Here is an 818-nt window from a genome sequence, read left to right as displayed (position 1 = left end):
CGCTCTTTTATGGTTCATGGGAGTAGCTCATAGGTTTCCTCGTGTTCTGGTAGTGTGGTTACGTACAGTTTACACGACAGAAACGCTATGAGTTTTTTTGTTGCACTATATTTTACAATTTATCACAATAATAAAATCTTGGTCAAACGCGTCATCGCCAAGTCTGGTGACTGGGTTGACATCAACGGCGATGGTGATGTCTATGTGAATCAGAAAAAATTAGATAAACCCTATATTTTGGAGCAATCTCTTGGGCAAACAAATCTGACTTACCCTTATCAAGTGCCAGACGGTCAACTCTTTGTTATGGGAGATAACCGTGCAACCTCTCTGGACTCTAGGCATACGTCGATTGGTGGGATTTCACAAGAACAAATCGTCGGAAAAATTATTTTTAGGGTTTGGCCTTTGCAAGAAATTGGGACGATTAAATAATCGATAATAAACAGACAAATAGAAAGGAGGAAGTTCATTGGAAACATGGTATAAGTGGGTGCTCCAGTCGTTAAAAACCTATCGGCACCGTCCGTTTTGGAAAAGTGCTTTTTGGGCAACGGCTATACTGACGACATTTTTAACAACGTATTTTTTAATCTTACCTACCATTACACTGGAAGGTAACAATGCGAATCAGACAACAACCTCGACAAGTATCTCGCCGCCCCCAAGTTCTCAAGAGCAGGAAACCCAGGAAGTGAATCGGTTACACTAAACTAGACAGAATTTATAAAGTGTTCTACACTAAAGAAAACAGGAGAACTCTATGTCTAGAAAAATCCGTCGTCAATTTAGTGATGACTTTAAGCAACAAATTGTTG

At 39.9% G+C, this 818-nt stretch carries 1 pseudogene; it reads left to right on the top strand.

Annotation, left to right across the window (positions count from 1 at the left end):
• Window positions 1-120: 120 nt before the first annotated feature.
• Window positions 121-435: pseudogene (lepB, locus tag ACERC5_RS10125) on the top strand (signal peptidase I); the annotation flags it as partial.
• Between the last annotated feature and the right edge of the window lie 383 nt (window positions 436-818).

The sequence above is a fragment of the Streptococcus sp. E24BD genome, assembly GCF_041807825.1.
GTDB lineage: Bacteria > Bacillota > Bacilli > Lactobacillales > Streptococcaceae > Streptococcus > Streptococcus entericus.
The sequence above is the reverse complement of the archived record's forward strand: the minus strand, read 5'-3'. Positions and strand labels throughout refer to the sequence as shown.